The sequence below is a fragment of the Microvirga sp. P5_D2 genome, from assembly GCF_054049475.1.
This window is the reverse complement of sequence record NZ_JBFUMH010000034.1, coordinates 1-22627: the sequence shown is the minus strand read 5'-3', so window position 1 is coordinate 22627 and position 22627 is coordinate 1. Positions and strand designations below refer to the sequence as shown.

The following is a 22627-nucleotide window of genomic DNA, read 5'->3' as shown; positions in this document are numbered from 1 at the left end:
CCGGTGAGGTGAAGACTTCATCCGCCCGGACAGGCGTCATTAAATTTAGAGCGTACCTTTGGTGGAGGGAACGCGTCCCTCTTCCCTTGGGTCCACCGCAACCGCCTGACGCAAAGCCCGTGCCAGCCCCTTGTAGCAGCTTTCCGCGATGTGGTGGCTGTTCTCCCCGTAGAGGGTCTCCACATGGAGTGTCAGCCCCGCCTGGATGGCGAAGGCCTGGAAGAACTCGCGTACCAGCTCGGTGTCGAAAGCGCCGATCTTCTCCGTCGGGAAGGTGGTGCGGAACACCAGGAAGGGGCGGCCGGAAATATCCAGCGCGACGCGCGTCAGCGTCTCATCCATCGGGAGATGGATGTCCGCATAGCGGGTGATGCCCTTTTTATCGCCAAGCGCCTTCAGGATAGCCTGACCGAGCGCAATGCCCGTGTCCTCGGTCGTATGATGCTGGTCCACATGCAGGTCGCCCGTCACCTTCACGGTCAGGTCGAACAGACCGTGGCGGGCGAACAGTTCAAGCATATGGTCCAGAAAGCCGACCCCGGTGGAGATCTCGGCCTTGCCGGTGCCATCGAGGGCAATCGACACGGCCACATCGGTCTCGGCGGTGCGGCGGCTGACGCTCGCGGAGCGCATCATGAAAGTCCCTTGCGGAGAGTGAGATGAGGGCGTTCTAACAAGATGTACGGGAAAATGCCACCCGCACGTCATGCATGGAAGCGTCCTCTTTCCGACCTGCCTCGCAAGGACGAAGGAAGAGATGCATCCCTCGACGCCATGGCCGGGACAGGCCCGGCCATCCCAATCCGAAAAGCGCTGCGCTTCAATCCATCGGGATCACCGGCACAAGGCCGGTGATGACGTGAGGAGGGCTGTCGGTGCTTGATCGGCCAGACGCTGAGGCAGCTATGCGGCCGCGTCGGACGGAAGCCGCTGGTCGTATTCGTCCCGCAGGCGGATCCAGCCGTCCCAGAACGGATCGGGCTTCCGGCCGGAGGCGCAGGCCTCGAGGATGTCGAGATGCATATGCCAGCCGGCGCCGACCATAAGCATCGTCGCGCGATCCGGCAGGCGGCGATGGGTGAGGGTGAGGAGCACCTTCGTGCCTAGGGATTCGAGCTCGATGGAAACGTCGCCACTGCCGATCCAGGTGAAACCGATCTTGTGCGGCGGATCGAGCTCCGTGATGCGGCTTTCCATCCGCTGCTCCTCCGCAAACCCGTCGGGCCTGCGGCCTGGCGGATCGGAGAGCTCGTCGTTGCGCCAGACGAGTTCGAAAGGCGCGCCCACCTTCAGGTCCATCTCGCCGGCGGCCAGCCATTGGCGGCGCAGGTCGCTCTTGGTCAAATAATCCCAGACGCGCTCGACGGGGCCCGGCAGGATACGCTGGAGCTTCAGGGTCGCGGGCTCGATCAGGGTGCCGTAGCGGTCCAGGGTCGCAAGGTCGTTCATGACTTAGTCTCCTTTGGGGGCGGGATTTGGCGGGCATCCTCCTCGCGGAGGAGCCGGTCCAGGGCATCCAGACGGCCGGTCCAGAAGCGTTCGTAGATGCCGAGCCACTCATGGGCGCTGGCGAGCGGGCCGGGGTCGAGATGGCACAGATGAGTGCGGCCCCGGACCTCGCGGCGGATCAGTCCCGCATGCTCCAGCGTCTTGATGTGCTTCGACGCCGCGGCGAGCGAAATCTCAAAGGGCTCCGCAAGTTGGCTCACGGTTCGTGCGCCGCCCGAGAGCTCTCGCAGCATGTGCCGACGCGTGGCGTCGCCGAGGGCGTGAAAGACGGTATCCAATTGGGGTGCATGTAATTCAACCATGTGGTTAAATATATGAGAGGACGCGAAGTTAGTCAACCGAATGGTTGAATGTTTTTGGAAGGGCCCGAGCCGAGACGGTGCCTAGGTTTGAGAGTGCATCGGACACAATCCGCGCGTTGCTTTCGCGCCGTGAGTGATTAAGTCAGGCATTCGAGCGGCCTTAGCCGCCTTCCATTCTACCCGCCGGAGTTTCCTTGTGTCCGAAGACGCCACGCCCCGCATGCATGCCACCACGATCCTCATGGTCCGCAAGGGCGGCCGCGTCGTCATCGGCGGCGATGGTCAGGTCAGCCTCGGCCAGACCGTGGTGAAGGGCAATGCGCGGAAGGTGCGCCGCCTCGCCAAGGGCGGCGTGATCGGCGGCTTCGCCGGCTCCACGGCCGACGCCTTCACTCTCTTCGAGCGCCTTGAAGCGAAGCTCGAGCAATATCCCGGCCAGCTCACCCGCGCCTGCGTCGAACTCACCAAGGATTGGCGCACGGATCGTTACCTGCGTCGGCTCGAGGCGATGATGCTTGTCGCCGACAAGGAGGTGGGCCTTCTGCTCTCCGGCGCGGGCGACGTGCTGGAGCCGGAGAACGGCATCATGGCCATCGGCTCCGGCGGCAATTATGCGCTGGCGGCTGCGCGCGCGCTTGCCGATTCCGATATGGATGCGGAAGCCATCGTGCGCCGTTCGCTCAACATCGCCGCCGAGATCTGCGTCTACACGAACTCGAATATTGTCATTGAGACTTTGGATATCGAATGACCACGTTCTCCCCCCGCGAAATCGTTTCCGAACTCGACCGCTACATCGTCGGCCAGAACGACGCGAAGCGCGCCGTCGCCATCGCCCTGCGCAACCGCTGGCGCAGGCAGCAGCTCGAAGGTAGCTTACGTGAAGAGGTGGCACCGAAAAACATTCTGATGATCGGCCCCACCGGCTGCGGCAAGACGGAGATTTCCCGCCGTCTCGCCAAGCTCGCGGGCGCGCCGTTCATCAAGATCGAGGCGACGAAATTCACGGAGGTCGGCTATGTCGGCCGCGACGTGGAGCAGATCGTGCGCGACCTCGTGGAGATCGGCATCGGCCTCGTGAAGGAAGAGCGCCGCAAGCAGGTTCAGGCGAAGGCGCATATCGCGGCGGAAGAGCGCGTGCTCGATGCGCTTGTCGGCTCCACCTCCAGCGCCGCCACGCGCGATTCCTTCCGCAAGAAATTGCGCGCCAACGAACTCGACGACAAGGAAATCGAGATCGAGCTCCAGCAATCGAGCGGCGGCGGCATGCCCATGTTCGAAATCCCCGGAATGCCCGGCGCGTCGATGGGCGCGATCAATCTCTCCGACATGTTCGGCAAGGCTTTCGGCGGCCAGCGCAAGACGCGCCGCACAACGGTGCAAGAGGCCTATGAGCCGCTGGTGACGGAAGAAGCCGACAAGATGATAGACCAGGACGCCATCGTGCAGGAGGCGCTGCGCCAAGTGGAGAACAACGGCATCGTCTTCCTCGACGAGATCGACAAGATCGCCGGTCGCGAAGGCCGTTCCGGCGCCGACGTGTCGCGCGAAGGCGTGCAGCGCGATCTGCTGCCGCTGATCGAAGGCACCACGGTGTCCACGAAATACGGGCCGGTAAAGACGGACCATATCCTCTTTATCGCGTCGGGCGCATTCCACGTGTCGAAGCCGTCGGACCTGCTGCCGGAATTGCAGGGCCGCCTGCCGATCCGCGTCGAACTCTCGCCGCTCACCGTCGAGGATTTCCGCCGCATCCTCACCGAGACGGAGGCGAGTCTCATCAAGCAATCCGTCGCGCTAATGCGTACAGAGGGGGTAGAACTCGTCTTCACCGACGATTCCATCGACGCGCTGGCGCAGGTGGCTGTCGAGGTGAACAACACGGTCGAAAACATCGGCGCGCGCCGCCTGCAAACGGTGCTGGAGCGCGTGCTGGACGATGTCTCATTCACTGCTCCCGACCGTTCCGGCGAGTCGGTGACCATCGACGCGGCTTACGTGCGCGGTGAGGTGGAGAGCTTGGCGAAGAACACGGATCTGAGCCGGTTTATTCTGTAATCACGCCCACCCGTCGTCATAGCCGAGCTTGTCCCGGCTATGACGACCCGAAAAGCGCAGCACTTCAATCCATCGGGATCACCGGTATAAGGCCGGTGATGACGGCAGAGGGTGTCATAGCCTAGTAGCGCGAATTGCTCCCGAGAGAAGGGAACCACTGAGTCCGCATCCGACTTAGGTTCCCATGAATCCGGACCTGGAGCAGCTGAAGGACAAGGCGCTCGTCATTCACGAGCGTCTCTGCACGGTCTACAATTGTCCGATTGCCTATTTCCATAGGCTCGATCCTTTAAGCGAACTCTTGTCCTCGCTTCTCTCACATCGCACGCGCAACGCGGATTCGGGCCGCGCCTTCAAGGCGCTTCGGGCACGCTACGCGGATTGGGCCGCGCTGATGAACGCGCCAACCGAAGCGGTCGAGGAAACGATCCAGGGCGTGACCTGGCCCGAGCAGAAGGCCCCTCGCCTGCAAGCGGTTCTGCGCGCCGTACAAGAGCGGCATGGATCGCTGTCGCTCGATTTTCTCGATGATATGCCGGTGCAGGAAGCGCGCGCTTGGCTCGAGAGCATTCCCGGCATCGGGCCGAAAACCAGTGCTGCAGTTTTGTCCTTCTCCACCCTACGCAAGGCAGCCCTGCCGGTGGACAGCCATCACCACCGGGTGGCGCAGCGCACCGGGCTCATTCCGCGTTCGCTGGCGGTCGGCCCATCGCATGTGACCTTGTCGGCACTTCTGCCACCCGATTGGAATGCGCAGCAGGTCTACGATCATCACGAGGTGATGATGCTGCACGGCCAGCGCTGCTGCTTTTTCAACAATCCGGCCTGCGAGCGTTGCGCAGTGCTCGATCTCTGCCCCACGGGGCAGCATCGCATGCAGGAAAAGCCGGCGAAGTCCGGGTCGTCTCAACGCCCATCCGCCACACCTGACGCGTCACGTTTTCGCGAGAGAGGCTAGTCAAAAAAGCCGCAGAACGGAACGACCTCCCAATTGAGACGTTCGCCTCTCACGTGTTTCGTCCCCTGGAGGAGTTACCCCATGCGTAAGATGTTCCTGGCTCTTGCTGCGACCGCCGCCTTGGGTGGTCTGAGCCTCTCGGCTCCCGTTTCCGCCGCACCGGCGCAGCAGCCCAAGCCCCTGAGCGAGCTGGTCGCCGCCGTCCAAAGTGGCGAGGTGCAATCCGACTACGTTCAGTATCGTCGTTATTATAACGGTGGTGCGCGTCATGTGGACCGTGGATATTATCGCGGCGGCCCGCGCTATGTGGAGCGTCGCTATTACCGTGGCGGCCCGCGTTATGGCTATGGTCCAGGCTACTACCGCCGTGATTATGGCTCGGCTGCTGCAGCCGGCGCCATCGGCCTCGCGACCGGCGCCATCATCGGCGGCGCCATCGCCAATTCGCAGGCTCAGGCCGCTCCGGCCTATGGCGGCAACGGCTCGGCCTATTGCGCGCAGCGCTACCGCTCGTACGACCCGGCTTCGGGCACCTATATGGGCTATGACGGCGTGCGCCGCTCCTGCCCGTAAGATCCGGCATGTCGGAATGATGGAAGCGGGCCTCTCGGCCCGCTTCTTTTATGCGCGTCTTACTTCGCTGCGATAACGGCGATCTCGACCTTGAACTGAGGCGCTGCGAGCTTGGCCTCGACGGTCGCGCGGGCAGGCGTGTTGCCGGCGGAGACCCAGGCATCCCACACGGCGTTCATTTCCTGGAACGTGCTCATGTCGGTGAGCCAGATATTGGTCATCAGGATCTTCGACTTGTCGGTGCCGGCTTCCGTCAGAAGGCTGTCGATGATCGACAGGATTTCCTTCGTCTGCTCGGCGACGCTCTGGCCGGCCGACTGGTTCGCCACCTGACCCGAGAGATAAACCGTGTCGCCGTGAACGACGGCTCCGCTCATGCGCGGGCCTGCCTTGATGCGTTGAATCGTCATGATGGTCTCCTTCCAATCGATGCGGCTGCACTTGTGACCGCTCGAGGACGCATCGTAAAGGCCTATGAGACCGCATGCCTTCGATCCGCATGGCTCTTCAACAGCCATGGAACCGCGCCGTTATCCAACCCGTTCACCGCTATCCAGTGATATTTGCCTGGATACGATCTGCTTGGACGAGGTGCATCATGTCGAGGACTCTCATCTTAAGCCTGACTATCGCTGCCGCCCTGACAGGGGCGCCATATGCCTTGGCCAAGGACCAGCCGAACCAAACCTTTATCAAGAAGGCAATCGAAGGAAATCTCGCGGAAGTCGCTGTGGGCCAACTCGCCCAGCAGAAAGGCGGCAGCAACGGCGTGAAGGATTTCGGGCGCCTGCTTGAGACTGATCATTCCGCAGCCAATCAAAAGGCCATGAACGTAGCAAGCTCGCTCAGCGTGACGCCGCCGACCGAACCTAGCAAGCAGCAGAAGGAAACCTACCAGAAGCTGTCCAAGCTCTCGGGCGCTGCCTTCGACCGCGCATTCATCAAGGAAGCGGTCACAGATCACAAGAAGGATATCGCGGAATACGAGAAGGAGGCCAAGCGGCAGAACGATCCTGCGGCTGCCTATGCCAACGAGACCTTGCCTGCTCTGCAAAAGCATCTGCAGACGGCCCAGTCGCTCGAAAATCAGCCGAAGACGCAATAGCCGATGCTGTCTCCTTTTAGAGGAGCAGCGTGTGGGCCCGAACGATGCTCTAGTAGAGCGTCGTCTTCTGCCGTTCCGGCAGAGCCTTGTCGTAGGCCTCGCCGTCGAACCGGTTGGCGGTTACGGCAGCCAGGATCTGACCGGCGCTTGGAAGCGTATTGCGCACCACATGCTTCTGCGGATTCCACAGTTCCGAGCGCAGGATCGCGCGGGCGCATTGGAAAAAGACCGCATCGACCGTGATCGCGATGACGGATTTCGGTGCCTTGCCATCAACAGTGAAGCTTTCGAGCAGGGCAGGCTCCACGCTGATCACGGCGCGCCCGTTTACGCGCAGGGTCTCGCCGATGCCGGGAATCAGAAACAGCAGGGCCACTTGCGGATCGCGCACGATATTGCGCAGGGAATCGATGCGGTTGTTGCCGCGCCGGTCCGGCAGCAGAAGCGTTTTCTCATCCTGCACGCGTACGAAGCCCGGCGCATCGCCGCGGGGCGAGCAATCGAGCCCCTCTGGGCCGCGCGTGGCGAGCGCCGCGAAGGGCGCGGCCTCGATGAGAGCGCGGTATTCGGGAATGATGCGGTCCGTCTCCTTGAGCAGCGAGGCCTCGGCGGGCTGGTCGTAAAGCGCTTCGAGCTCAGTGAGGCTGGAAATCGTGGCCGGCATGAAAGCCTCTTCTCAAGGTTCAGGGACGATCCGGCATAGCCCCGCCCGCCCCTCGCCGCAATGGTGGGATGCATCGTGAAACCTTGTGTGTCCGATGCCGGTATGAAATGGCTGTCGGGACAAGGATTGCCGTCATGACCGCCTCCTCCATCGAGTCCCCATCCGCTCCCGCCAAGCGCCCCTATGCGGGCTATGCCATGGCGGCGGCAGGAGCCACGCTGTTCGCCACCAAGGGCATCCTCATCAAGCTCGCCTATGCGCAGGGGATCGACGCGGAAACGACGCTGGCGCTGCGCATGATCCTCGCCCTGCCCTTCTATCTGGTCATCGGCCTCCATGCCTTCAGAACTGCGAAGAACAACGGCTCAGAATTGCCGGATGGGCGGCTGTGGCTGCGTCTGATCGGCGTAGGCCTCCTTGGCTATTGGGTCTCGAGCTATCTCGACTTCAAGGGGCTGGAATACATCTCCGCCCATTACGAGCGGCTGATCCTGTTCACCTATCCGCTTTTCGTGGTGTTGTTCGGCGCAGCCTTCTTCCGGCAGCCCATCCGCCCCAAGGCGCTGGTGGCCTTCGCGGTGAGCTATGCGGGCCTGGGCCTTCTCTTCGCGCAAAACCTTTCCGCCTCCGGCATGAGCACCATGACGGGCGCGCTCTATGTGCTCACCGCCGCCGTAACCTTCGCGCTCTATCAGCTCTTCGCCAAGCCGCTGATCATGCGGGTTGGGCCGCAGCTTTTCACCTGCGTCGCCATGGGCGCAGCGGGCGTAGCCGTGATCCTGCAATTCCTGGTCACGCATCCCATCCAGGCGATCTTCGTCTCACCGACTTTATGGGGTTTAGGCCTAGCCCTCGCCTTCGGCGCGACGGTGCTGCCGTCGTTTTTCCTGAGCGCCGCGCTCAAGCAGATCACCGCCCAGGCCAATGCCACCATCGGCATGCTGAGCCCGGTGGTCACCATCATCCTCGCCATGGCGATCCTCGGCGATGCGGTGACTGGGATGGACTGGATCGGCGCGGCCCTCGTGATCCTCGGCATCGGCTGGTTCACCCTCTCCGAGCGCAAGGCTTGAGGCTCGCCAGTCCAGAGATAGTGATTTGACTCTTCCGAGGTCCATATCCCTCCTTGGGGTCAGACCTTGAGTGAAAAGAGGCCGATGCGGGAGCAGGGCAAGACAGGGGCGGGATCGATCGGCCGCACCGCGATTCCATGGCGGGAGATTCGGCTGGCTTCGGGCCTCGTGCTCGGGCTGTTCCTGCTCACCCATTTCAGCAATCATGCGCTCGGCCTCGTCTCCGTCGAGGCGATGGAGGCGGGGCGCCACTGGTTCAACCGCCTCTGGCGAAATCCGGTCGGCACCACCCTCCTCTACGGCTCGCTGCTGCTGCATTTCCTGCTGGCGCTCTATGCGCTCTACTGGCGGCGCACCTTACGCATGCCATTGCGCGAAGCGGGGCAGCTGATCCTCGGCCTGGCCCTGCCCTTCCTCATCATCTCGCATGTGGTCGGCACGCGTATCGAATGGAGCATCACCGGCTGGGAGGCCGACTACCCGGAGGTCGTGCGCAATCTCTGGATCAACCGACCCATGATCGGCGCGCGCCAAGCCGTTGCCCTGGTGGTGGCGTGGCTCCATGGATGTCTGGGCATCTATTTCTGGCTGCGCCCGAAACCCTGGTTTCCGCGCCCTGCCCTTGCCCTTTACACGGCGGCGATCCTCCTGCCCGTGCTGGCGCTCCTCGGCTTCGCGGAAGCCGGGCGGGAAATCGCCGCGATGCCGGAGCGCTTTCCCGTTGAGATGCGGCCCGAGTCCGGCTCCCTCCTGCTGGCCTATGCGGATGTGGGCCTCTATGCCGCCTTTACGGGACTCATCGGCGCGACTCTTTTCGCCCGTGGCATTCGCAGTGGCATGCTGTTCAAGCGGCGGGTGCGGATTTCCTATCCCAACAATCAGACCGCCACCGTGCCCATCGGCTTCAGCGTGCTGGAGGCGAGCCGCATCGCGGGCATTCCGCATATCTCCGTGTGCGGCGGGCGCGGCCGCTGCTCCACCTGCCGGGTGYGGGTGATCGACGGTCACCACAGAGATCCGCCACCGTCACCGCAGGAGCAGGCAACACTCAACCGCATCAAGGCGGGGCCGCATGTGCGCCTCGCCTGCCAGTTCAGGCCTACCCACGATGTGTCGGTGGTGCCGATCCTCTCGGCGGGCCGCAACGGCCTGACGCCGCTTGTGAGCGCCGGCCGGGCGCAGGGTCAGGAGCGGGAGATCGCGGTTCTGTTCTGCGACCTGCGCGGCTTCACGAGCCTCGCCGAACGCCGCCTGCCCTTCGACACGGTCTTCATCCTCAACCGCTATTTCGAGGTGGTGGGCGAATCCGTGGAGGATGCCGGCGGCTATATCGACAAGTTCGTGGGCGACGGCGTGCTTGCCCTCTTCGGCCTCAAAGCCTCATCCGAGGAAGCAGCCCGTCAGGCCGTGGACGCCGCCCGCCGCATTCATGCGGGCCTCGCCGACCTCAACGCCGATTACTCAACCGAATTCGAACACCCRCTCAAGATCGCCATGAGCCTCCATGCAGGCCCCGCCATCGTCGGCGAAATGGGCTACGGCCAGGCGACCAGCCTCACCGCCGTGGGCGATACCATCAACGCCGCAAGCCGCCTGGAGGGCCTCGCCAAGGAGCTCGACGTCGAACTGGTGATCTCCGAACACCTTGCCACCCGCGCCGGCCTCGACCTCTCGCAACATGAGCGCCAGACAGTGATGATCCGGGGCAGGGCGGCGCCGCTGGACAGCTGGATCATTCCGGAGGTGAGCGGGCTGGAGAGGCAGTAATATAACTGCTTATGAATACCGGCCGCAGTTTTTCGCTTAAAGCGCTGTGATCGTTGCAGAGACTAACATCACTTTCGGCATCTTATGCAGCTTACTCTTTTTCTGGTGATAAGGTCCCGTTCCTCCTGACTGTTACTCCTACTAAGGCCAGATTTCTCAGCATTTGGGTTTTAAGTTGCATAGACGTGAGTTACATGCCTCACAAACTTGCAAAGATTTTCTTGGAAGCAGTCGAGGACTGAATTAGTGCTTTCCACTTTTCTGGACAGGATCAATCAAAGCAACGAGCTAATGGCCGTTGTATTGGCCTCAGCATTTTCCGTTGTTGGTTTTGTAGTGCTACGCATCCTCTCGCCTAAAGCGCGGGTGATCTGGGGAGAGACCAGCAGAAATCATTTTTTGATGGAGACTGCTCCTGACAGGAAAATCAGTATCCAAACGAGAAATTTGACTTTCCAAAGCTCAGGACGCGCTGCAGTTGAAAACCTAGAGATAACCTTCAACTGGAAACCGGAGCATTTTGAGATATTTCCGCATTTGCACTTCGATCAGCACACCAATCCGGATGGGCGCTTCATTATCAAGTTTTCTACTTTAAACCCAAAGGAATTCGTCAATTTCGTACTGCTAACAATCGAAGGCAGCGTCCCTGATGTAACTTATGTGCGCTTCAACAATGGTAAGGCCCAGCAGATAAGGATGATCGCACAACGAGTTTRGCCTATGTGGGTTAACATCAGCGCCTTGATATTCATGCTGGCCGGAGTTTTTACTGCAGTTTATCTAATAGTTCGAAGCATTCTACTATTGTTATAAATCGTAACATTGGTCCAGAGGCTGCCTAGTCAAAAGCCTACTACTAGATAAGTTATGAGTAGGTCGAAGGCTTGCTCCTTGGATTTGGCAAAGAAAAAGGCGCGGCCTGAGCCGCGCCTTCTTTGTTCTTAGTCAGGCTTAACGCAGTTACTCGCCGGCAGCTTTCTGCTGGTCGCGCTGGGCCTTTTCGGCGTCGCGCTCGGCCTTGAGCTGCTCGGTGATATCTTCGCCGGTTTCCTGGTTCACGACCTTCATGGAGAGACGGACCTTGCCGCGCTCGTCCATGCCGAGGAACTTCACCTTCACCTTGTCGCCTTCCTTGACGACGTCGGTCACCTTGCCGACGCGGTTCTTGGCGAGCTCCGAGATGTGCACGAGGCCGTCGCGGGAACCGAAGAAGTTCACGAAGGCGCCGAACTCCATCACCTTCACCACCGTGCCTTCATAGATCACATTGACCTCGGGCTCGGCGACGATGGAGCGGATCCAGTTATAGGCGGCCTTGATCGACTTGCCGTCGGCGGAGGCGATCTTGATGAGGCCGTCGTCGTTGATGTCGATCTTCGCGCCGGTCTTCTCCACGATCTCGCGGATGACCTTGCCGCCCGAACCGATGACTTCGCGGATCTTGTCGACCGGGATCTGCATGGTCTCGATGCGCGGGGCATGCTCGCCGAGTTCGGCGCGCGGAGCGGTGAGGGCCTTGTTCATCTCGTCGAGAATGTACGCGCGGCCGCCCTTGGCCTGATCGAGCGCGACACGCATGATCTCTTCCGTGATGCCGGCGATCTTGATGTCCATCTGGAGCGAGGTGATGCCCTGATCGGTGCCGGCCACCTTGAAGTCCATGTCGCCGAGGTGATCCTCGTCGCCGAGAATGTCGGACAGGACCGCGTAGCGCTCACCCTCGAGGATGAGGCCCATGGCGATGCCCGCCACCGGACGGCGAAGCGGAACACCCGCATCCATCAGCGCCAGCGAAGCGCCGCAGACGGAGGCCATGGAGGAGGAGCCGTTCGACTCGGTGATCTCCGACACGACGCGGATCGTGTAGGGGAAGTCGTGGGCTACCGGCAGCATCGGGTGGATGGCGCGCCAAGCGAGCTTGCCGTGGCCGATTTCGCGGCGGCCGGGCGAGCCCATGCGGCCCGTCTCACCGACGGAGTAGGGCGGGAAGTTGTAGTGCAGCAGGAAGGTTTCCTTGCGGGTGCCTTCGAGCTGGTCGATGTACTGCTCGTCCTCGCCGGTGCCGAGGGTGGCAACCACGAGGGCCTGCGTCTCGCCGCGGGTGAACACGGCCGAGCCGTGGGTGCGGGGCAGAACGCCGACTTCGGAGACGATCGAGCGCACGGTCTTGAGATCGCGGCCGTCGATGCGGGAGCCGGTGTCGAGGATATTCCAGCGCACGACCTTGGCCTGCACTTCCTTGAAGGCAGCCTTGACCTTCTCGGGCTCGAACTTGGGCTCGCCGTCGGCGGGAAGCAGCTCGGCCATCACCTTCGCCTTCACGGCGTCGACGGCGGCGTAGCGGTCCTGCTTCTTGGTGAGCTTGTAGGCTTCGCGCAGGTCCTTCTCGGCGATCTCGAGAACGGCCTTCTCCACATCGGACAGGTCGGCCGGCTGGTAATCGCGCGGCTCCTTGGCGGCCTTCTCGGCGAGGCGGATGATGGCTTCGATCACCGGCTGGAAGTGCTTGTGGCCGAACATCACGGCGCCGAGCATCACGTCTTCCGGCAGTTCCTTGGCTTCCGACTCGACCATCAGAACCGCGTCGGCCGTTCCGGCGACGACGAGGTCAAGGACGGTCTCTTCCATTTCCTGCAGCGGCGGGTTCAGCTTGTACTGGCCGCCGATATAACCGACGCGGGCAGCGCCCACGGGGCCCATGAAGGGCACGCCGGAGAGCGTGAGGGCAGCGGAAGCGGCCACCATGCCGACGATGTCAGGATCGTTCTCGAGATCGTGCGAGAGCACGGTCACGACGACCTGGGTGTCGTTCTTGTAGCCCTCGACGAAGAGGGGGCGGATCGGGCGGTCGATGAGGCGGGAGACCAGGGTCTCCTTCTCGCTCGGACGGCCTTCGCGCTTGAAGTAGCCGCCCGGAATGCGACCGGCGGCGTAGGCGCGCTCCTGGTAGTTCACCGTGAGCGGGAAGAAGTCGAAGCCGGGCTTCGGCTCCTTGGCCGAAACGACGGTGGCGAGCACGGTGGTCTCACCATAGGTGGCGACCACGGCGCCATCGGCCTGGCGGGCCATGCGGCCGGTTTCGAGCGTGAGCTTGCGCCCACCCCAGATCAGTTCTTCGCGTTGTGTATCGAACATGTTTCGTCTTTCATGACAGCAGGAGCGGGGGCTCGATGCCATGAGCAAGACGGCAAGAGGCTCTGCAGGCGGAGCATGCCGCCGTTCCAAGCCTCTTGCGATCCTGCCATGGTCATCGCGTCGTCCGTCTCCTCGATAAGGCGCGGGGACATTTCCTGTCTTGACCAGCGCCGGAGCGAACCTTTCGGGTCGTTTGCCCGATCCGTTCGGAGGTCCGGGCGATTTTTGCAATCGGCCCGGAAAGCCGTCCGGAGCCATGCTCCGGACGGAAGTTTTCAAAAAAGCTTAGCGGCGGATGCCGAGCTTCTCGATCAGCGTGCGGTAGCGGCTCTCGTCCTTCTTCTTCAGATAGTCGAGAAGCGAACGGCGCGACGACACGAGTTTCAGGAGGCCACGACGGGAGTGGTTGTCCTTGGCGTGAGTCTTGAAGTGACCGGTCAGGTTGTTGATCCGCTCGGTGAGAATGGCGACCTGCACCTCAGGGGAGCCCGTATCGCCAGCCTTCTGCGCGAATTCATTCACGAGCGCAGTCTTGCGCTCAGCAGTAATCGACATCGCATATCCTTTCAGGTTTGCTTGTTCGTGATGACCTTGGCCTTGGAAGGCCGTCAGGTCGAGTTCGTCCGGGAAAGGCCGGGCCGGGATGTCGTCCAGCGCGGTCTTCAAATCCGTGACGACCTTGAGGGCTCAAGGCCTCTCAAAGCGGGCGCACCATACACCAATTGTGGCGGAGTGCCAGAGAAATCATTTTTGCCAAGCGGGACAATGGGATGGCCGGTTCGGCCAAGTTCTTCGGAACAAGTCCCGGCGGCCATTGTTGGTGAGCGAGAACCCTCACGACAGGAAACCGATACCATGGCTGCACCCACCGCAGGCACGCTGGACCTTGCGTCCAACGAGACCGTCAAGAACATCTTCGTCACCGGCCTTCAGAACGCCCATGCCGTCGAGAAGGAAGCCATCCAGCTCATGAGCCGCCAGCTCGAGCGCTTCGAGAACTACCCGGAAATCTCGGATCTCCTACGCACCCATTTGCGCGAGACCGAGGATCAGGTGCGCCGCCTCGACGAGATTCTGCATACCTTCGGCGAGGACCGCTCGCTCCTGAAGGACATGGCGACCCAGTTCATGGCCAACATGGCCGCCGCCGGCCACATGCCGATGGCGGACGAGGTTCTGAAGAACACCTTCGCCAACCACGCCTTCGAGAATTTCGAGATCGCGTCCTACAAGTCCCTCATCGCCATGGCCGAGGCCTCCGGCTACCGGAAGTTTATTCCGGCCCTCCAGGAGAGCCTGGGCGAAGAGGAAAAGACCGCTCAGCTGATCTACGACTCGATCGAGACGATCACCTTGAAATACCTGACGAGGGAAGCGCAGGGGCTGAAAGCGGATCGGTAATTCCTGAGTGTCATCCTGGACGGCGAAAGCCGATCCGGGATCGTCACCAGAATTAAGTGCCACTCTCATCGAACGATCTCGGGTTCTGCTGCGCAGCCCCGGGATAACGTGTTTTAGGCTCCCAGATTGAACACCCGGTGCGGCACCAACTCGCCGCGTTCCACGTCGCCGACTGCGACCAACACCCCGTTGCAGGTGGCGTAGGCCTTGCCGGACAACGGAGCATCGCGGCCGCGCAGGATAATGGATTGGCCGCGCATGAGGCGGGTGGCCATGTCGCGGCTGACGGCGACGGACGGGATCTCGTCGAGAGCCGTTTCCACGGGACGCAAAGCGGCGGCGTTGGTGGCGAGATCGTCCACCGTCACTGCATCATGTTCGCTGAAGGGTCCTACGCGGGTACGGCGGAGCGCCGCGATATGGCCGAGGCAACCGAGCGTGCGACCAAGATCGCGGGCGATGGCGCGCACATAGGTGCCCTTGCCGCAATCGGCCTCGATGATGGAGCGGTTGCCGTCGTGGTGGACGAGGGTGAGGCGGTCGATCTCCACGGTCCGCGCTTGCAACTCCACCACCTCGCCATCGCGAGCGAGGTCGTAGGCGCGCTCGCCCTGGATCTTGATGGCCGAAAAGYGCGGCGGCACCTGCTGGATGGAGCCGGTAAAGCTCGGCAGCAGCGCCTCGATCTCGGACGGCTCCGGCAGCTTGTCCGTCTGCTCGACGATATCGCCTTCGGTGTCATCCGTGTTGGTTTCCGCGCCCCAGGCGACGGTGAACACATAAGACTTTCGCCCGTCCATGATGAACGGCACGGTCTTGGTGGCTTCACCCAGCGCAATCGGCAGGATGCCGGAGGCGAGGGGATCGAGCGTGCCGGCATGGCCCGCTTTCTTGGCAGAGAGCCCACGCTTGACCACCGCGACTGCGTGCGTCGAGGTCATGCCGACGCCTTTGTCGAGAATGATCCAGCCGTTCACGTCGCGCTTCTTCGGACGGTCGCCCTGCGGACGACGGGGAGAGCGATCTTCGGGACGTTCTTCAGTCATCGATCTCACTCGTCGTTGTCGTCGTCGGACACATCGAGACCGGGCTTGCCGGTGTCGCGGGCAACTCGCTCGGAGCGCAGCAGCGCGTCGATGCGCGCGGCCTCGTCGAAGCTCTCGTCGCGGCGGAAGCGCAGATCGGGCGCGAATTTCAGGTTCACCCGGCGGGCGACTTCCTGGCGCAGGTGCTTCTTGTTCTTCTCCAGCGCCTTGATCACCGCATCCTCGTCCTTGCCGCCGAGCGGCATGACATAGGCAGTGGCGAGCTTGAGATCCGGCGACATGCGCACTTCGGGGATCGTGATGACGTTCCTCGTCAGCACGTCGTCCTGCAAGTCACCGCGGGAGAGCACCTCGGCCAGAGCATGACGGATGATTTCGGCCACGCGCTGCTGGCGCTGCGAGGGGCCGGTGGTTTGTTCGAAACGTTTTGCCATTGTCATTTCTCCGGGATCGGACCGGATCCTTCAAAAAAATCGTGGCCGGGAATAACCCGGCCACGATGATGAATGTTTCAGACCTGATGGATCAGGCGCGAAGCGGATCAGAGCGAGCGCTTCACTTCCTCGACGCGGTAGCACTCGATCAAGTCGCCTGCGCGCATGTCCTGGTAGTTCTCGAAGGACATACCGCATTCCTGGCCCGAGGTGACCTCGCGGGCATCGTCCTTGAAGCGCTTGAGCTGAGACAGCTTGCCTTCGTGGATGACCACGTTGTCGCGGATGAGGCGGACATGAGCGCCGCGCTGGACCACGCCGTCGAGGACGCGGCAGCCTGCGATCTTGCCGACCTTGGACACGTTGAACACCTCGAGGATCTGCGCCTCGCCGAGCCGCTCTTCGCGCAGCGTCGGAGCGAGCAGTCCGGACATCGCCGCCTTCACGTCATCCACGAGATCGTAGATGATGTTGTAGTAGCGGATCTCGATGCCGGCGCGCTCGGCCGCCTCGCGTGCTTCCTTATGGGCGCGCACGTTGAAGCCGAGGATGATCGCACCGGATGCTTCCGCCAGCGTGACGTCGGATTCGGAGATACCGCCGACGCCGGTCTGGATGATGCGGGCGCCCACTTCCTCGTTGCCGATCTTGTCGAGAGCACCGGCGATGGCTTCCGCCGAGCCCTGCACGTCCGCACGAACCACGAGCGGGAATTCCTTGCGGCCGGCTCCGGCCTTCAGGTCGCGCATCATGTCGGCGAGCGTGCGTCCGGCCGAACCCATGCGGGCGGCCTGACGTTCGCGCTTCTGGCGTGTGCGGTACTCGGTGACTTCGCGGGCACGGGCTTCGGATTCGACCACCGCGACGCGGTCGCCCGCCTCCGGAGTGCCGTTGAAGCCCAGAACCTCGACCGGAACCGAGGGACCGGCTTCCTTCACGTTGGCGCCCAGATCGTTGATCAGCGCGCGCACGCGGCCCCATTCGGCGCCGGCCACCACGATGTCGCCGGTATGCAGCGTGCCGCGCTGGACGAGAACGGTCGCCACCGGACCGCGACCGCGATCGAGCTTGGCTTCGATGACGGTGCCTTCGGCGGAACGCTCCGAGTTAGCCTTCAGGTCGAGAATTTCGGCCTGGAGCTGGAGACCTTCGAGCAGGGTTTCGAGACCCTGGCCCGTCTTGGCGGACACCTCGAATTCGAGGGTTTCGCCACCCATGGATTCCACGACGATCGAATGCTGGAGCAGCTCGGTGCGCACCCGCTGCGGGTTCGCGTCGGGCTTGTCCACCTTGTTGATCGCCACGATCAGCGGCACGCCGGCCGCCTGGGCGTGGTTGATCGCCTCGATGGTCTGGGGCATGACGCCGTCATCGGCCGCCACCACGAGCACGACAATGTCCGTCACCTTGGCGCCGCGGGCGCGCATGGCGGTGAAGGCGGCGTGGCCGGGGGTGTCGATGAAGGTGATCTTGCCGCCGAGCGGCGAGGTCACCTGATAGGCGCCGATATGCTGCGTGATGCCGCCGGCTTCGCCGGAAACCACGTTGGTCTTGCGGATCGCGTCGAGCAGCGAGGTCTTGCCGTGATCGACGTGGCCCATGATGGTGACCACCGGGGGACGGGACGTGAGGTTCTCGTCCGTATCCGGGGTGTCGAACAGGCCTTCCTCGACGTCCGATTCCGCAACGCGCTTCACCGTGTGGCCGAGCTCTTCCGCGACGAGCTGCGCGGTATCGGCATCGATCACGTCGGTGATCTTGTGCATCTGTCCCTGCTTCATCAGGAACTTGATCACGTCCACGGCGCGCTCCGACATGCGGTTGGCGAGCTCCTGGATGGTGATCGTCTCAGGAACGATCACCTCACGGGCGATCTTTTCCTTCTGCTCCACCTGGCGGTGGCCCATCAGACGCTGGTTGCGGCGGCGGAAGGCCGCGAGCGAGCGGGTGCGCTCGTCGTCGCCCGAGGTCGCCGTTGCAAGCGTCAGGCGGCCACGACGGCGTTCTTCGCCGGGAGCAGCCTTGGGCGTCTTCGGAGCGGCAACCGGCTTCGCCGGAGTGCCGGGACGGCGAACCGTGCGCGGTGCCTCATCATCGTCGATCTCGACGGCGGGACCACGGGTCGCGACCGGCGCAGCGGTGCGGGTATTGGGCTTGGCCGTCGACGGATCCGGAATCGCCGGAGCCGCGGGGCGTGCCATATGGTTCAGGCTCGGCGGACGGCCACCTGTGGTGCCGCCTCCGCTGCGGGGGCCGCTGAAGCCGCCAGGGCGTCCTTCACGCGGGCCATCGGAACGGAAGCCGCCGGGACGACCTTCGCCACGCGGACCACCTTCCGAGCGGAAACCGCCGGGACGGCCTTCACCGCGAGGAGCATCGGAGCGGAAGCCACCGGAACGGGGGGCATCGCCACGCGGGCCATCGGAACGGAAACCGCCGGAGCGCGGGCCATCGCCGCGGGGAGCGTCGCCGCGCGGGCCATCCTGGCGGAAGCCGCCGGGGCGTCCCTCGGAGCGCGGGCCATCCTGGCGCGGAGCCGGGGCACGATCACGGTCGCGAGCCTGTGCGAGTGCCGGAGCGGCTGCATCGCCAAGGCGACGGCGGGCCTCTTCCTCGGCACGGCGCTTGTGCTCGGCTTCCTGACGGCGGCGCTCGTCTTCCTCGTTCTTGCGGGCTTCGGCCGCAGCACGGTCCTGTGCTTCGGCAGCTTCACGCTCGGTACGGCGGACAGCTTCCTCGGCCTGACGTTTGCGGTCTTCCTCGTCGCGGCGACGGGCATCGACCAGGGCGTTCATGCGGGCGTCGCGTTCCTGATCGGACAGCGTCTGCAGAACCACACCGGAGCGGGGCGCATTGGAGGAGGAGCCACCGGAGCGCTGCGGGCGTCGGTCCTGCGCGGGGGCTGCGGGCTTTGGCGCCGGGGCAGGCGCCTTCGGCGCGGCAACGGGTGCTGCAGCCTGCGGGGTTGCCGGCTTTTCATCCTTGGCCCCCGTGGGGCCAACGGCAGGGCGACGCTTGACTGTCTCGACCACGACCGCCTTCGAGCGGCCATGGGAGAAGCTTTGGCGCACCGTGCCTTGCTCGACGGGGCGCTTCAGCGACAGCGTCTTGGGCGACACATGGAGCGTCTTGTCGCCCTGGTTTTTGGTATCAGTCATTCCGCCTCAGTTCCTGCGGGTTTCAAAATCGTGGGTTCGCCGGTCTCGAAATCGAGGCCAGATGGATTGGCATCGGCGCCGCAATAGGTGCGGTAGCGATGCCAGCGGTTCAGAAAGCCGTCGCTCCCAGCGCCCGCGACGAGGGCAGCATGTATCACATGAGACCGGCCTAATGCCAAATCCAATTCGTCAATCGACAATACTTGGATGACCGGAAAGCTAGATATTGCCTCGCCGAGGCGTTTTCGCAACGGGTTCGCCAATTTTCTTCGCCCATCTTCGGCCGCCTCTGCGGCATGAATAAGGGCAACGATGGGTTTATCCGTGATAGCCGACTCGACTTTCTGGAAGCCGGTGATGACGTTGCCCGCCTTATTGGCGAGCGCCAGACCCTGCCGCAAATCGTCCCGGAGCACGCGCTCGATGTCGTCGGGCAGGGTCTCGGAGGCCTTGGCCTCGGTCTTGAAGGCGCGGGAGAAAAGGCGGCGCTTGACCGCCTGCTCTACCATGTCGCGGCGGGCCGTGACCCAGACGCCGCGGCCCGGAAGCTTATGACGCAGATCGGGCACGACTTGGCTGTCGGGCCCGAGGACAAAGCGGATCAGTCCCGCGGGGCCTTGCGCCTCGCGGGTAATGATGCAGGTGCGCTCCGGTTCATGCCGCGGCACTGGTGCTGACCTCGCTTTGCCATAACCGGGGGTTAAGACGGTTGAGCCTCGGTCTCGGCCTCATCGGCCGATTCCTCGGTCTCCACCACCTCTTCCGGCGCCTCGATCCAGCCGGCCTTCACGCGGGCTGCCATGACCATCGACTCGGCCTCGGCCCGCGACACATCGAAGCCGTCGAGAGCGCCCTTGTAACGAGTCGCCTCGGCGCCCTTGCCTTCCGTCCAGCCGACGAGATCGTCGGTGGCGCAGCCGGCCAGGTCCTCGACATTCTTGATGTCGTTCTCGCCAAAGGCCACAAGCATGGCCGTGGTGACGCCGTCGATCTCCTTCAGGTCGTCCTCGACGCCCAGCTCCGTGCGGCGTGCCTCGTTCTCGGCCTCGATGCGAGCCAGATATTCGCGGGCGCGTTCCTGGATCTCGCCGGCGGTGTCCTCGTCGAAGCCTTCGATGGAAGCCACTTCGCCGGCATCCACGTAGGCGATTTCCTCGACAGAGCGGAAGCCTTCGGAAGCGAGCAGCTGGCCCACCACCTCGTCCACGTCGAGGGCGTTCATGAAGAGATCGGTGCGCTCGGCGAATTCCTTCTGACGGCGCTCGGATTCTTCGGCCTCGGTGAGAATGTCGATGTCCCAGCCGGTGAGCTGCGAAGCCAGACGCACGTTCTGGCCGCGACGGCCGATGGCGAGCGAGAGCTGATCGTCGGGCACCACCACTTCGATGCGGTCGGCTTCCTCGTCGAGCACCACCTTCACGACCTCGGCCGGCTGGAGCGCGTTGACGATGAAGGTCGCCTGATCGGGGGACCACGGAATGATGTCGATCTTCTCGCCCTGCAATTCGCCGACGACCGCCTGGACGCGCGATCCGCGCATACCGACGCAGGCGCCGACAGGATCGATCGAGGAATCGCGCGAGATCACGGCGATCTTGGCGCGGGAGCCGGGATCGCGGGCCACTGCCTGCACGGTGACGATGCCGTCGTAGATCTCCGGCACTTCAGAGGCGAAGAGCTTCGACATGAACTGCGGATGCGTGCGCGACAGGAAGATCTGCGGGCCGCGGGTCTCGCGGCGCACGTCGAAGAGATAAGCGCGGACGCGGTCGCCGGGGCGGAACGTCTCGCGCGGGATCAGCTCGTCGCGGCGGATGATCGCCTCGCCACGGCCGAGATCGACGATCACGTTGCCGTATTCGACGCGCTTCACGGCGCCGTTCACCACATCGCCGATGCGGTCCTTGTATTCCTGGTACTGGCGGTCACGCTCGGCATCGCGCACCTTCTGCACGATCACCTGCTTGGCCGACTGCGCCGCGATGCGGCCGAAATCGAAGGGGGGCAGGGTGTCGGCGATCACGTCGCCGACCTGGGCCGCCGGATTGTGGCGCGAACGGGCTTCCGAGAGAGTGATCTCGCGGGAATCGTTCTCCATCGCGCCGTCCTCGACCACGAGGAGATGGCGCGCGAGGCGCAGCTCACCGGTCTTCGGGTTGATCTCGGCGTGGATGTCGGTCTCGGCGCCGTAGCGCGACCGCGCGGCCTTCGCGATGGCATCGGCCATGGCGTCCAGCACGATCTGCTTGTCGATCACCTTCTCACGCGCGACCGCATCGGCGATCTGCAAGAGCTCAAGCCTGTTGGCGCTAACAGCCATCGAGGTCACTCCTTAGTTCGGTTTCGTATCGGACGGGTCGTTGTCCTGTTCAGGCGCTTCCACCACGTCCGTGTCTTCATCAAGATCGTCCGTGGTCGGCGCGGTTCCCCGGCGCAGCGATTCACGGACCAGGTCGTCGGTCAGAACCAGACGCGCCTCACCCAGGTCCGAGAGGGGAACGCGCGCGATGGGCTCGAGGCCTTCCTTCACGTCCGGCAATTCGATCACGAGTTCGCCGTTCTCCACGCCCCGCAGGAAACCGCGGAAGCGCTTGCGGCCCGCCACCGGCACGGCCATCTCGATCTTGGCGTCATGGCCGGTCCAGCGCTCGAAATCGCTGATGCGCACGAGCGGACGGTCAATGCCCGGCGAGGAGACTTCGAGATAATAGGCGGTCGAGATCGGGTCTTCGAGATCCAGCACCGGCGAAACGGCGCGGCTGACGGTCTCGCAATCGCTCACCAACATGGTGCCGTCAGGCCGCTCGGCCATGATCTGCACGGTGCAGCCATTCTCGCCGGTGACCTTCACGCGCACGAGATTGAAGCCCAGATCCTCGATCACGGGCTCGACGATGGCAGCCACCCGGGCGGCGACGCCGTCCTCAGTAATCAGCCGCTTGTCGCGTTCGTTCGTCATGGTTCTCCAAAGCTCCGGCATTCAAGCAATAAAAAAGAGCGGACCCGGCGGGGCCCACTCTCGAAGGGCAGCTTAACGCTGCAACCAGAGCTGACGGCGAGAGATATAGCTCCACAAGGCTAAAAACGCAAGACTTCTCGAAAGTGTCCGCCTTGCGGCTTCGGAAAATAGCTTAAACCCGCACCATCGTCAGGTAGCTCGGCACGCGGCCCTCGCGGATCGCCTTCGCCTCATAACGGGTGCCCGGCCAGCCTTCATAAGCGTTGCGCCAATCGTCGGGGCGGGTGGCGGTCCAGCGGAAATCCTTTGAGCGCATCACCCGGGCGAGTACCCAGCCGATGTAGTCGTCGATGTCGCTGGCAAAGCGCAGCTCGGCGCTCGGCTTCATGACGCGGGCAAGCTCGACGAGCATCTCGTCCGACACCAGGCGGCGCTTGCGCTGGCGGCGCTTGGGCCAAGGGTCGGGATAGAGGATGTAGACG

General features: G+C 63.2%; 22 protein-coding genes and 1 pseudogene. 9 read left to right on the top strand and 14 right to left on the bottom strand.

What is annotated here, in order from left to right; all coding sequences use genetic code 11:
• Positions 1-45: 45 nt before the first annotated feature.
• The 3 genes from hisB to ACXJKO_RS11780 all read right to left on the bottom strand — a co-directional run bounded on the left by hisB (position 46) and on the right by ACXJKO_RS11780 (position 1811).
• Positions 46-633 (bottom strand): imidazoleglycerol-phosphate dehydratase HisB, encoded by a 588-nt coding sequence (gene hisB, locus ACXJKO_RS11790; RefSeq protein ID WP_457091308.1) that lies wholly within the window; start codon positions 631-633, stop codon positions 46-48.
• Positions 634-903: 270 nt separating this feature from the next.
• Positions 904-1449 (bottom strand): SRPBCC family protein, encoded by a 546-nt coding sequence (locus ACXJKO_RS11785; RefSeq protein ID WP_457091282.1) that lies wholly within the window; start codon positions 1447-1449, stop codon positions 904-906.
• Positions 1446-1811, bottom strand: a complete 366-nt coding sequence (locus ACXJKO_RS11780) for an ArsR/SmtB family transcription factor (protein WP_457091281.1) — start codon at positions 1809-1811, stop codon at positions 1446-1448. Before ACXJKO_RS11780 ends, ACXJKO_RS11785 begins: the two co-directional genes overlap by 4 nt.
• A gap of 220 nt (positions 1812-2031) precedes the next feature.
• Between ACXJKO_RS11780 and hslV the strand changes: the two genes are divergently transcribed.
• The 4 genes from hslV to ACXJKO_RS11760 all read left to right on the top strand — a co-directional run bounded on the left by hslV (position 2032) and on the right by ACXJKO_RS11760 (position 5400).
• Positions 2032-2562 carry an ATP-dependent protease subunit HslV gene (gene hslV / locus ACXJKO_RS11775; protein ID WP_457091307.1) on the top strand — a complete coding sequence of 177 codons (531 nt, stop codon included), beginning with the start codon at positions 2032-2034 and terminating at the stop codon, positions 2560-2562.
• The gene (hslU, locus tag ACXJKO_RS11770; protein ID WP_457091280.1) at positions 2559-3869 is read left to right on the top strand and encodes an ATP-dependent protease ATPase subunit HslU; all 1311 of its coding nucleotides are present in this window, start codon (positions 2559-2561) and stop codon (positions 3867-3869) included. Before hslV ends, hslU begins: the two co-directional genes overlap by 4 nt.
• A gap of 184 nt (positions 3870-4053) precedes the next feature.
• Complete coding sequence (locus ACXJKO_RS11765) at positions 4054-4827, top strand: endonuclease III domain-containing protein (RefSeq protein WP_457091279.1); 774 nt, start codon at positions 4054-4056, stop codon at positions 4825-4827.
• Between the two features lie 81 nt (positions 4828-4908).
• Entirely contained in the window at positions 4909-5400 is a 492-nt protein-coding gene (locus ACXJKO_RS11760; RefSeq protein ID WP_457091278.1) for a BA14K family protein, read from the top strand.
• Positions 5401-5459: 59 nt separating this feature from the next.
• Here the strand turns inward: ACXJKO_RS11760 and ACXJKO_RS11755 are convergent, their stop codons facing one another.
• Positions 5460-5810: a RidA family protein gene (locus ACXJKO_RS11755; protein WP_457091277.1), complete on the bottom strand. Its 351-nt coding sequence runs from the start codon at positions 5808-5810 to the stop codon at positions 5460-5462.
• A gap of 188 nt (positions 5811-5998) precedes the next feature.
• On the opposite strand from ACXJKO_RS11755, the gene ACXJKO_RS11750 reads away from it, so the two are divergent.
• Complete coding sequence (locus ACXJKO_RS11750; protein ID WP_457091276.1) at positions 5999-6505, top strand: DUF4142 domain-containing protein; 507 nt, start codon at positions 5999-6001, stop codon at positions 6503-6505.
• Between the two features lie 49 nt (positions 6506-6554).
• Here the strand turns inward: ACXJKO_RS11750 and ACXJKO_RS11745 are convergent, their stop codons facing one another.
• A complete protein-coding gene (locus ACXJKO_RS11745) occupies positions 6555-7169 on the bottom strand; it encodes a pyridoxamine 5'-phosphate oxidase family protein (protein ID WP_457091275.1) in 615 nt (204 codons plus the stop codon).
• A gap of 134 nt (positions 7170-7303) precedes the next feature.
• On the opposite strand from ACXJKO_RS11745, the gene ACXJKO_RS11740 reads away from it, so the two are divergent.
• The 3 genes from ACXJKO_RS11740 (at position 7304) to ACXJKO_RS11730 (ending at position 10825) form a co-directional block, all read left to right on the top strand.
• The gene (locus tag ACXJKO_RS11740) at positions 7304-8242 is read left to right on the top strand and encodes a DMT family transporter (protein WP_457091274.1); all 939 of its coding nucleotides are present in this window, start codon (positions 7304-7306) and stop codon (positions 8240-8242) included.
• Between the two features lie 66 nt (positions 8243-8308).
• A complete protein-coding gene (locus ACXJKO_RS11735; protein ID WP_457091273.1) occupies positions 8309-10009 on the top strand; it encodes an adenylate/guanylate cyclase domain-containing protein in 1701 nt (566 codons plus the stop codon).
• Positions 10010-10255: 246 nt separating this feature from the next.
• The gene (locus tag ACXJKO_RS11730; protein WP_457091272.1) at positions 10256-10825 is read left to right on the top strand and encodes a hypothetical protein; all 570 of its coding nucleotides are present in this window, start codon (positions 10256-10258) and stop codon (positions 10823-10825) included.
• 147 nt (positions 10826-10972) lie between these two features.
• Here ACXJKO_RS11730 and pnp read toward each other — a convergent pair whose 3' ends face one another.
• On the bottom strand, positions 10973-13147 hold the full coding sequence (gene pnp, locus ACXJKO_RS11725; RefSeq protein ID WP_457091271.1) for a polyribonucleotide nucleotidyltransferase: 2175 nt from the start codon (positions 13145-13147) through the stop codon (positions 10973-10975).
• A gap of 285 nt (positions 13148-13432) precedes the next feature.
• Positions 13433-13702, bottom strand: a complete 270-nt coding sequence (gene rpsO, locus ACXJKO_RS11720) for a 30S ribosomal protein S15 (protein ID WP_457091270.1) — start codon at positions 13700-13702, stop codon at positions 13433-13435.
• 300 nt (positions 13703-14002) lie between these two features.
• Between rpsO and ACXJKO_RS11715 the strand changes: the two genes are divergently transcribed.
• The gene (locus tag ACXJKO_RS11715; protein ID WP_457091269.1) at positions 14003-14548 is read left to right on the top strand and encodes a ferritin-like domain-containing protein; all 546 of its coding nucleotides are present in this window, start codon (positions 14003-14005) and stop codon (positions 14546-14548) included.
• A gap of 113 nt (positions 14549-14661) precedes the next feature.
• Here ACXJKO_RS11715 and truB read toward each other — a convergent pair whose 3' ends face one another.
• The 7 genes and pseudogenes from truB to trmB form a co-directional block, all read right to left on the bottom strand.
• A complete protein-coding gene (truB, locus tag ACXJKO_RS11710) occupies positions 14662-15594 on the bottom strand; it encodes a tRNA pseudouridine(55) synthase TruB (RefSeq protein WP_457091268.1) in 933 nt (310 codons plus the stop codon).
• A 5-nt stretch (positions 15595-15599) separates the two neighbouring features.
• Complete coding sequence (gene rbfA / locus ACXJKO_RS11705; protein WP_457091267.1) at positions 15600-16028, bottom strand: 30S ribosome-binding factor RbfA; 429 nt, start codon at positions 16026-16028, stop codon at positions 15600-15602.
• Between the two features lie 107 nt (positions 16029-16135).
• Positions 16136-19186, bottom strand: a complete 3051-nt coding sequence (gene infB / locus ACXJKO_RS11700; protein WP_457091266.1) for a translation initiation factor IF-2 — start codon at positions 19184-19186, stop codon at positions 16136-16138.
• Positions 19183-19854, bottom strand: coding sequence for an RNA-binding protein (locus tag ACXJKO_RS11695; RefSeq protein WP_457091265.1), 672 nt, complete (start codon positions 19852-19854; stop codon positions 19183-19185). Before ACXJKO_RS11695 ends, infB begins: the two co-directional genes overlap by 4 nt.
• Before the next feature lie 32 nt (positions 19855-19886).
• Positions 19887-21506, bottom strand: a complete 1620-nt coding sequence (gene nusA / locus ACXJKO_RS11690) for a transcription termination factor NusA (protein WP_457091264.1) — start codon at positions 21504-21506, stop codon at positions 19887-19889.
• Between the two features lie 36 nt (positions 21507-21542).
• A pseudogene (gene rimP / locus ACXJKO_RS11685) lies at positions 21543-22145 on the bottom strand (ribosome maturation factor RimP); the annotation flags it as partial.
• 172 nt (positions 22146-22317) lie between these two features.
• The coding region (trmB, locus tag ACXJKO_RS11680) for a tRNA (guanine(46)-N(7))-methyltransferase TrmB (protein WP_457091263.1) at positions 22318-22627 on the bottom strand (310 nt) is incomplete at its 5' end.

What these genes read in the sequence shown, in the direction of transcription:
- hisB (WP_457091308.1), bottom strand. Translation starts at nt 633, where the DNA reads ATGCGCTCCGCGAGCGTCAGCCGCCGCACCGCCGAGACCGATGTGGCC.
- ACXJKO_RS11785 (WP_457091282.1), bottom strand. Translation starts at nt 1,449, where the DNA reads ATGAACGACCTTGCGACCCTGGACCGCTACGGCACCCTGATCGAGCCC.
- ACXJKO_RS11780 (WP_457091281.1), bottom strand. Translation starts at nt 1,811, where the DNA reads ATGGTTGAATTACATGCACCCCAATTGGATACCGTCTTTCACGCCCTC.
- hslV (WP_457091307.1), top strand. Translation starts at nt 2,032, where the DNA reads ATGCATGCCACCACGATCCTCATGGTCCGCAAGGGCGGCCGCGTCGTC.
- hslU (WP_457091280.1), top strand. Translation starts at nt 2,559, where the DNA reads ATGACCACGTTCTCCCCCCGCGAAATCGTTTCCGAACTCGACCGCTAC.
- ACXJKO_RS11765 (WP_457091279.1), top strand. Translation starts at nt 4,054, where the DNA reads ATGAATCCGGACCTGGAGCAGCTGAAGGACAAGGCGCTCGTCATTCAC.
- ACXJKO_RS11760 (WP_457091278.1), top strand. Translation starts at nt 4,909, where the DNA reads ATGCGTAAGATGTTCCTGGCTCTTGCTGCGACCGCCGCCTTGGGTGGT.
- ACXJKO_RS11755 (WP_457091277.1), bottom strand. Translation starts at nt 5,810, where the DNA reads ATGACGATTCAACGCATCAAGGCAGGCCCGCGCATGAGCGGAGCCGTC.
- ACXJKO_RS11750 (WP_457091276.1), top strand. Translation starts at nt 5,999, where the DNA reads ATGTCGAGGACTCTCATCTTAAGCCTGACTATCGCTGCCGCCCTGACA.
- ACXJKO_RS11745 (WP_457091275.1), bottom strand. Translation starts at nt 7,169, where the DNA reads ATGCCGGCCACGATTTCCAGCCTCACTGAGCTCGAAGCGCTTTACGAC.
- ACXJKO_RS11740 (WP_457091274.1), top strand. Translation starts at nt 7,304, where the DNA reads ATGACCGCCTCCTCCATCGAGTCCCCATCCGCTCCCGCCAAGCGCCCC.
- pnp (WP_457091271.1), bottom strand. Translation starts at nt 13,147, where the DNA reads ATGTTCGATACACAACGCGAAGAACTGATCTGGGGTGGGCGCAAGCTC.
- rpsO (WP_457091270.1), bottom strand. Translation starts at nt 13,702, where the DNA reads ATGTCGATTACTGCTGAGCGCAAGACTGCGCTCGTGAATGAATTCGCG.
- ACXJKO_RS11715 (WP_457091269.1), top strand. Translation starts at nt 14,003, where the DNA reads ATGGCTGCACCCACCGCAGGCACGCTGGACCTTGCGTCCAACGAGACC.
- rbfA (WP_457091267.1), bottom strand. Translation starts at nt 16,028, where the DNA reads ATGGCAAAACGTTTCGAACAAACCACCGGCCCCTCGCAGCGCCAGCAG.
- infB (WP_457091266.1), bottom strand. Translation starts at nt 19,186, where the DNA reads ATGACTGATACCAAAAACCAGGGCGACAAGACGCTCCATGTGTCGCCC.
- nusA (WP_457091264.1), bottom strand. Translation starts at nt 21,506, where the DNA reads ATGGCTGTTAGCGCCAACAGGCTTGAGCTCTTGCAGATCGCCGATGCG.